The following is a 7,144-nucleotide window of genomic DNA, read 5'->3' as shown; positions in this document are numbered from 1 at the left end:
CCTACAGCTGAAGATGTGTATATGATGATGCTTCAAAGAGGTGTACATACTAGTGTTAGTACAGTCTATAGAAATCTACATCAATTGGCAGAAGAGGGGGTTATACAAGAACTTATTTTACCTGGTGGGAAAGTACATTTTGATGGAAGAGCATATGAACATCCACATGCTATGTGTGTAGAATGTAATAAAATTTTTGATTTATCTTATGTTGATGATAAAATAAATGATATCGTTCGAGATTCAATTGGGATGAAAGTCCTTAAAAAACAAATTATAATATAATATTATTATATGCATTTTGAAGAAATTGATATTGACCAGACACATATTAGATTAAAAAGTGATTTAGATAACATAAATCTAAAACAATATATCTTTAAAATCAGGCAGGAATTGAAAAGATACATTTCCAAAAATCCCGATTTCTTATTGTCCATTGAACCATTAAAGTATAACAGAGAATATTTATCTGAAATCGTTTTAAAAATGTATGAATCATCAACAAAAGCTGATGTAGGTCCTATGGCATGTGTTGCAGGTACAATTTCTGAAATGAGTCTTAATTTTTTAATTAATAATGGAAGCACTTATTCCATTGTAGAAAATGGTGGAGATATTGCTCTTATTAATGATATGGAAGTTTTATGTGGAATCTATTCCAATAACAAAGTTTTAGGAAATAATATTGCATTTAAAATAAAATCCAGAAAAAAACCTCTAGGCATCTGTACATCTTCGGGAAAAATCGGCCATTCAATAAGCTTTGGTTCATCTGATAGCGTCAGTGTTATTTCCAAAAGCCCTTCACTGGCTGATGGCCTTGCAACAAGAATTGCAAATGAAGTTAATGGTGAAAATAGTGAGGATAAAGTTTCCAATGCTTTGGAATGTGCGGAAAACTATAAAGAATTTTTCGATGGCGTCTTAATCATATCTGGTGAAAATGTTGGAACCATAGGCAAATTGCCAAAAATCGTTGAAAGTGATGAATTCAGTGTGAAACATTAAAAAAAATTAAAAAAAAAAAGAAAATTAAGCAACGTTAATTTCTCTTTCTGAGCGTGTGACCAAATCCGCTAAAGAATTACATACATTGTCAGGTATTGAATGATTATCTTTATCTGCAATTACTTCAGAGATTATTTTGCATAAAACAAAAATAGCATGCTTATGTTCTGCTTTTGTCTTATGAATGTGATGTGGACTTATTTTTAGTGAAATGTATTCGCTACAATCATTAGTGATTTGATCATCTTCTGCTAAATATTTTAAAACATAAACTAAAAATTGATGTAATTGTATCATTTCATCCTTATACATAAATATCTAACCTATATGTCATTAATTAATTCTGAAAAAAGATTGAATTAATTATAAAATTTTACTTCTTTTCTATGAATACTATAATATTACTTTTAATCATATTTAAATTATAGGTATTAATGTAACTTTTTTTGACAATGCTAGAATAAAATTAATTTTAGATTAATTAAACATCAATAGAAAAAAATAATGTATATATAATCGGATTCCAAAATATTTAAACATGATGAGTATAACAAAAATGCTTTGTCTTGTTGACGGTGAACACTATCTACCAGTCACACAGGAAGCAGTTGATACATTAAATAAAATAGAACACATTGATATTTCTGCCGTTGTTTTTATAGGCGGAACTGAAAAATTAAGAGATGATACAGAAGAGTCTTATTCAAAGGTTTTAGGAGTCCCTGTTCAATTTGCAAAGGATAAAGATATCCCATATGACATTATTGTTGAAATGATAAGGCAATATGATATTGATACAGTCATGGATTTGAGCGATGAACCTATTCTGGATTATCCTAAAAGATTTAAAATAGCGTGTAAAGTTTTAAATGAAGGAGTTACCTATGAAGGTCCCGATTTTAAATTCGAACCACACAGTGAATATGCAGTTATGGAAAAGCCTTCAATAACCATTCTTGGAACTGGAAAACGTATAGGCAAAACTGCAGTTTCCGGTTTTGTATCCAGATTAATTGATAAAAAAGGTTATGAACCTTGTGTCATTGCAATGGGCAGAGGCGGACCTGAAGAACCTGAAATCGTCCATGGAGAAGAACTTGAAATTTCCGCAGAATTCTTATTGGAACAGTCCCAAAAAGGAGTTCACGCAGCAAGTGATCATTGGGAAGATGCTTTAATGAGCAGAATTCTAACCATAGGCTGCAGACGCTGTGGTGGAGGAATGGCAGGTGAAGTATTCTTAACAAATATGAAAAAAGGTGCTCGCCTTGCTAATGAAGTGGAATCCAAATTTGCAATATTCGAAGGAAGCGGTGCGGCCATACCACCAATAAAAACCAATAAAAAAATAGCACTGATTGGAGCGAACCAACCAATCAGCAATTTGACAACATATTTCGGCCCGTATAGAATTTCTTTAGGAAATTTAATTATTTTAACTATGTGTGAAGAGCCTATGGCAAGTAGTGAAAAAATAGCTGAAATCGAATCATTCATAAATGAGATTAATCCAGATGCAACTGTAATTTCAACAGTGTTTAGACCTAAACCTCTTGAAGATATTTCAGGTAAAAAAGTTTTGTTTGCAACTACCGCACCTGAAGAAATTAAAGACACACTTGTAAGTTATTTGGAAGAAAATTATTCCTGTGAAGTTGTTGGTACTACAGCTCACCTATCCAACAGGCCTCTTTTAAAAGAAGATATGGCAAAATATATAGATAAAGCAGATGTTATGTTAACAGAGCTTAAAGCCGCTGCTGTTGATGTTGCAACAAAAGATGCCATTGAAGCGGGCCTTGAAGTGGTTTATTGCGATAATATTCCTGTTGCTATTAGTGATAAATATCCTGATTTGGCAGATAGTGTTATTGAGTTAGTTGATAGTGCAATTGATGATTTTAACAAATCATCATAATTTTTTATTTTTTTAATCCATTTCATTCAAATATTTTAGAATTGCCAAAGCCAAATCTGTATTTTTGTATAATCTCCCTTTATGAGCATTCTCATTCAAACAAACAACCAATCCATTTTCTTTTAAATCTGATAAAACATTAGAAATATGATTTGTTCTAACCCCAATCTTATTTGCAATGTCTGATGGAATTTTAACTCCATTACCAATATATTGTATTACACTAAGTCTATATGTTGAAGCCATTACATACCCTAATGAATTTAATACTTCTTCTTCATTCATGGATATAATTATATTCAATCATATATATTAATTTATTGTACAATTTTAAACAAAAAGAATACAATGAACATATATGTTCAATAAAGAATAATTAAAATTGAACTCAAAATGCCCATTTTATCCGATGTTGATAGCATATAGATTTATACTGACATAAAGAGACAAAATATAACTATTGTTAATATTAAACCAAATCTCCAAAAATAATCTTTATTAGTCAAAATTCATATAATTAATATCAATGATTAAGATAGTAGTCGGACTTGGCAAAAACAAAGATATTATTAAAGCCTGCGATATTTTTCAAAAAGAAAATAAAGATGCTGAAATAATAACTGTAGACAATGATAACGAATTGATTGAAGCCATATTAAATAAGGATATTAATGCAGTTGTAAGGGGATCACTTCCCGCATCTAGCGTGATGAAACAGCTAAAAAACAAATTTAGTGATATTTCACGAGCAACATACATTAATGGAGACAATATTGAATTTTTACTAACTCCCGTCGGAATAGATGAAGGGTTAACAGTTGAAGACAAATTAAAAATTGCAATATACTGTGGCGAATTCCTTGAAAAACAATCGAAAAAACCTAAAATTGCAGTTATGGCATCAGGAAGAAAAGGAGATTATGGAAGAAGCGAAGAAATATCTAAATCAATTGATGAAAGTAAGGAATTGACTGAATTGATTAAAGAAAATACTGATTTTGAAGTGATAAATCATTATATATTAATTGAAAAAGCTATTGAGGACAATTGTAATATTATTATAGCCCCTAATGGAATAATGGGAAATATAATATTTAGAACTTTAGTTTTGGTGAATTCCTGGCCAAGTTGTGGAGCAGTGACCTTTGGAATTGATGGCGTATATATTGATACTAGCCGAGATCAAAATATCAAAGGATACTTAAGAAGTTTAAAATTGGCATACAATTTAGCCAATATTTAAAAATAAACAATTACAAATATTAAAATAATAAAGATTTTGGGTAATTCAAATGGGTGAAAATGTAATCTATAAATTATATGATTGGTATATTTCAAGGAAATTAGACCCTAATAAAATGCCAAAACACGTAGCTATCATTATGGACGGTAACAGAAGATATGCTAAACTTCAAGGAAATGTAGATGTTCTTAAAGGTCATGAACTTGGAGTAGACAGTCTGGAAAATGTTTTAGACTGGAGTATTGAACTAGGAATTGAAATAGTTACAGCATATGCATTTTCAACAGAAAACTTTAACAGACCCCAGCATGAAGTGGAAGGACTTATGAAACTTTTTGTCATAAACTTTAAAAAATTAGTCGACCATGAAAAGATTCATAAAAATGAAGTTAAAGTAAAAGTTGTTGGAAGAACCGAACTACTTCCTGATGAAGTAAAAGAAGCTATAAAAGAAGCAGAAGAAGCAACAAAACATTATAATAAAAGACTTTTCAATTTAGCCATCGGTTATGATGGAAGATTGGAAATAATTGATTCATTAAAAAAGATTATCAATCAGGTTCAGGAAGGCAAAATTTCTGTTGATGATGTCGATGAAGAGCTGGTAAGTAAAAATTTATATACTGAGGGGCTTGACGACCCTAACCTCATTATCAGAACTAGCGGTGAAGAGCGTTTAAGCGGATTTTTATTATGGCAGTCCTCATATTCAGAATTATACTTCTGTGAAACATTATGGCCTGAACTGAGAAAAGTCGATTTTTTAAGAGCAATTAGATCTTATCAAGCAAGAGAACGCAGATTTGGAGTATAAATATAATGATAGATACACATTGCCATATTGATTTTGAAGAATATGATAAAGACCGTGACGAAGTCATATTAAGAGCAAAAGATAAATTAGATGCAGTTATTGTTTCTGGAATAGGCTATGAAAGTAATAAAGGCGTTCTTGATTTATGTTCCAAATATGATGATTTTATTTATCCTTCTTTTGGTTATCACCCAGTTTCTTCACAAAATTGCAGCGACGAAGAGTTAAAGCAAGCACATTCCCATTTGATTGAAAATATAAATAACATCGTTGCAATTGGAGAAGTTGGAATGGATTACTTTTATGTTAAAGATAAAGCAATGCGTGAAAAACAGAAAGAAATCTTTTTAACTTTTATTGAAATAGCTAATGAATATAAAGTACCCTTACTTATGCATGTGCGTGACTGTGAGAAAAAGGCTCTGAATATTGTCTTGGAATATGATGACATTCCGTATGTAGTATTTCACTGTTTTAGCGGAAGTGCAAAAACCGCCAGAAGAATAATGGAAAAGGATAACTATTTCATGAGCTTTTCCACAATGTTATGTTACTCAAAACAGCACCAGGATTTGATTAAAAATATTTCTCTTGACAATGTTCTGACTGAAACGGACAGTCCGTATTTGGCCATGACAAAAGATGAGAGAAATGAACCTGCAAATGTAACCAATGCAGTTAAAAAAATAGCTGAAATTCAAAATGAAGATATTGAAACTGTCGATAGGATAACTACCGACAATGCCCGAAAAGTCTTTAAAATCTAATAGTGATAAGTGAAATTCAAGTTAATTAATATTTCACCACCATCTTCAACAGCTTCAATAACCAATTCGAATTTATCAAAATCATTTTTCAACAAATCTATTTTTTCATAATCCAAAAGGGAATCATTCAAATAGACAATGAACTGATTATTATCAAATCTTATCTCTTTTCTACAGAATAATTTAAAAGCATAGATGAATAATTCAATGCGAAAAATTAAATCCTCTTTATCCCCATTTCTATTTTCAATGAAGTCTATTATGTCCTTTTGCAGGATTTTACCTTCATTACCCGTATCAACTTTTAATGATTCCATTTCTTTTAATTCTTCCATTAATTTAGCTTTTTCATCATCAGAATACATAATATCATTCTACGGGAAGCAAATCTTTTTCTTTGAAAACTTCTTTTGCAGCCATCACACCGTTAATGGCTTTTGGAAAACCTGCATAAGCAGTCATCTGCATTATGATTTCGACAATTTCACGAGGAGTATTGCCAACGGCCAATGCCGCATTAATATGATCCTTAAGCTGAGGAATTGTTCCAAGAGTGGTTAGTGCAGCGACAGTACATAATTCACGGGTTTTCAAATCAACTTCTTCACGAGTATAAATTTCCGAATATGGAAATTCAACAATGAAACGTCCTAAATCTGGAGCAATATCTTCAAGCTCTTTAAAAATATCTTCAATAGTATCCTCATTTGTAATTTTCAATACACTCATACCTTTTTCAAATCTATCTTCCATATTAACACCTGAATAATATTATATTTTAAATCCACTTAACATTTGCTGTTGTAAAAATATAATGTTGTGAAAATACAGGATTATAAAGTTTATTAGTTGCATGTGTTGTCTCAAAAGTTAAGGCAATTGATTTTCTTAAGTTATAATTAATTCTATCACCAATGGAATCAAGTTCTTTTTTATCCAAATCCTTTGAAGAATGTGCATAAACCTTAAATTGTATCTTCTGCTTATCAAAGTTAGAATCATGTCCCATATCAGTATAGCTGATATTAACTATTTCTACAGAAGATGGTATTAACAGCTCATAATTTGCCTTTGAATAGTCATTATATGTATCTTTGGGATAAATTGCACTAGAAGAGTATAAACTCCCATCATTAACGCCATTTCTTGCAGCAGTCATTGCCATTGTCAATTCATGCTGAGAAGCGATGAATGAAATTGAAATCAATATTATCACAACCATAAATCCGATCAGCAATAAATATTCAGCACTAACCTGTCCTTTATTTTCCAGTATCATTTTATCAATATCTTCCCCTCATGAGTTTTTTCAATAACATAAATATTACCAGGATATAATTTATATGACGAATAAGGTGCAATTAAAGGAACATACATTTCTCCCTTTTTAT

General features: G+C 30.8%; 11 protein-coding genes. 6 read left to right on the top strand and 5 right to left on the bottom strand.

The window, feature by feature from the left end; all coding sequences use genetic code 11:
* Window positions 1–285 (top strand): transcriptional repressor (locus ACKI3Q_RS05710; protein WP_407415136.1); only part of this gene is annotated, 285 nt, incomplete at its 5' end.
* A gap of 9 nt (window positions 286–294) precedes the next feature.
* Complete coding sequence (locus ACKI3Q_RS05705; protein WP_407415134.1) at window positions 295–1,011, top strand: UPF0280 family protein; 717 nt, start codon at window positions 295–297, stop codon at window positions 1,009–1,011.
* A 24-nt stretch (window positions 1,012–1,035) separates the two neighbouring features.
* On the opposite strand, the gene ACKI3Q_RS05700 is transcribed toward ACKI3Q_RS05705, so the two are convergent.
* Window positions 1,036–1,323, bottom strand: a complete 288-nt coding sequence (locus ACKI3Q_RS05700) for a UPF0058 family protein (RefSeq protein WP_407415132.1) — start codon at window positions 1,321–1,323, stop codon at window positions 1,036–1,038.
* Window positions 1,324–1,549: 226 nt separating this feature from the next.
* Here ACKI3Q_RS05700 and ACKI3Q_RS05695 point away from each other — a divergent pair, with 226 nt between their 5' ends.
* Window positions 1,550–2,929 carry a 2,3-diphosphoglycerate synthetase gene (locus tag ACKI3Q_RS05695; protein WP_407415130.1) on the top strand — a complete coding sequence of 460 codons (1,380 nt, stop codon included), beginning with the start codon at window positions 1,550–1,552 and terminating at the stop codon, window positions 2,927–2,929.
* Between the two features lie 12 nt (window positions 2,930–2,941).
* Here ACKI3Q_RS05695 and ACKI3Q_RS05690 read toward each other — a convergent pair whose 3' ends face one another.
* Window positions 2,942–3,214, bottom strand: a complete 273-nt coding sequence (locus ACKI3Q_RS05690) for a transcriptional regulator (RefSeq protein ID WP_407415128.1) — start codon at window positions 3,212–3,214, stop codon at window positions 2,942–2,944.
* Window positions 3,215–3,455: 241 nt separating this feature from the next.
* Here ACKI3Q_RS05690 and mtxX point away from each other — a divergent pair, with 241 nt between their 5' ends.
* The 3 genes from mtxX to ACKI3Q_RS05675 are packed head-to-tail and all read left to right on the top strand — an operon-like array spanning window position 3,456 to window position 5,753.
* Window positions 3,456–4,172: a methanogenesis marker protein Mmp4/MtxX gene (mtxX, locus tag ACKI3Q_RS05685; protein WP_407415126.1), complete on the top strand. Its 717-nt coding sequence runs from the start codon at window positions 3,456–3,458 to the stop codon at window positions 4,170–4,172.
* 49 nt (window positions 4,173–4,221) lie between these two features.
* The gene (gene uppS / locus ACKI3Q_RS05680) at window positions 4,222–4,986 is read left to right on the top strand and encodes a polyprenyl diphosphate synthase (RefSeq protein WP_407415124.1); all 765 of its coding nucleotides are present in this window, start codon (window positions 4,222–4,224) and stop codon (window positions 4,984–4,986) included.
* A 5-nt stretch (window positions 4,987–4,991) separates the two neighbouring features.
* Window positions 4,992–5,753 (top strand): TatD family hydrolase, encoded by a 762-nt coding sequence (locus tag ACKI3Q_RS05675; protein WP_407415122.1) that lies wholly within the window; start codon window positions 4,992–4,994, stop codon window positions 5,751–5,753.
* On the opposite strand, the gene ACKI3Q_RS05670 is transcribed toward ACKI3Q_RS05675, so the two are convergent.
* Genes ACKI3Q_RS05670 through ACKI3Q_RS05660 form a run of 3 tightly spaced genes read right to left on the bottom strand, consistent with a single transcriptional unit; the run spans window position 5,750 to window position 7,032 of the window.
* Window positions 5,750–6,118 carry a hypothetical protein gene (locus ACKI3Q_RS05670; protein ID WP_407415120.1) on the bottom strand — a complete coding sequence of 123 codons (369 nt, stop codon included), beginning with the start codon at window positions 6,116–6,118 and terminating at the stop codon, window positions 5,750–5,752. The two genes, ACKI3Q_RS05675 and ACKI3Q_RS05670, sit on opposite strands and share 4 nt — an antisense overlap.
* 4 nt (window positions 6,119–6,122) lie before the next feature.
* Window positions 6,123–6,506 carry a carboxymuconolactone decarboxylase family protein gene (locus ACKI3Q_RS05665; protein ID WP_407415118.1) on the bottom strand — a complete coding sequence of 128 codons (384 nt, stop codon included), beginning with the start codon at window positions 6,504–6,506 and terminating at the stop codon, window positions 6,123–6,125.
* Between the two features lie 25 nt (window positions 6,507–6,531).
* Window positions 6,532–7,032: a class III signal peptide-containing protein gene (locus tag ACKI3Q_RS05660; RefSeq protein WP_407415116.1), complete on the bottom strand. Its 501-nt coding sequence runs from the start codon at window positions 7,030–7,032 to the stop codon at window positions 6,532–6,534.
* Window positions 7,033–7,144: the final 112 nt, after the last annotated feature.

The organism is Methanobrevibacter sp. (assembly GCF_045636185.1).
Taxonomy (GTDB): domain Archaea; phylum Methanobacteriota; class Methanobacteria; order Methanobacteriales; family Methanobacteriaceae; genus Methanocatella.
Note: the sequence above shows the minus strand (reverse complement) of the source record. Positions and strands in the feature narration are given on the sequence as shown.

Excerpts from the sequence above, each read along its gene's own strand:
- ACKI3Q_RS05705 (WP_407415134.1), top strand. The coding sequence starts at position 295 with ATGCATTTTGAAGAAATTGATATTGACCAGACACATATTAGATTAAAA.
- ACKI3Q_RS05700 (WP_407415132.1), bottom strand. The coding sequence starts at position 1,323 with ATGTATAAGGATGAAATGATACAATTACATCAATTTTTAGTTTATGTT.
- ACKI3Q_RS05695 (WP_407415130.1), top strand. The coding sequence starts at position 1,550 with ATGATGAGTATAACAAAAATGCTTTGTCTTGTTGACGGTGAACACTAT.
- ACKI3Q_RS05690 (WP_407415128.1), bottom strand. The coding sequence starts at position 3,214 with ATGAATGAAGAAGAAGTATTAAATTCATTAGGGTATGTAATGGCTTCA.
- mtxX (WP_407415126.1), top strand. The coding sequence starts at position 3,456 with ATGATTAAGATAGTAGTCGGACTTGGCAAAAACAAAGATATTATTAAA.
- uppS (WP_407415124.1), top strand. The coding sequence starts at position 4,222 with ATGGGTGAAAATGTAATCTATAAATTATATGATTGGTATATTTCAAGG.
- ACKI3Q_RS05675 (WP_407415122.1), top strand. The coding sequence starts at position 4,992 with ATGATAGATACACATTGCCATATTGATTTTGAAGAATATGATAAAGAC.
- ACKI3Q_RS05670 (WP_407415120.1), bottom strand. The coding sequence starts at position 6,118 with ATGTATTCTGATGATGAAAAAGCTAAATTAATGGAAGAATTAAAAGAA.
- ACKI3Q_RS05665 (WP_407415118.1), bottom strand. The coding sequence starts at position 6,506 with ATGGAAGATAGATTTGAAAAAGGTATGAGTGTATTGAAAATTACAAAT.
- ACKI3Q_RS05660 (WP_407415116.1), bottom strand. The coding sequence starts at position 7,032 with ATGATACTGGAAAATAAAGGACAGGTTAGTGCTGAATATTTATTGCTG.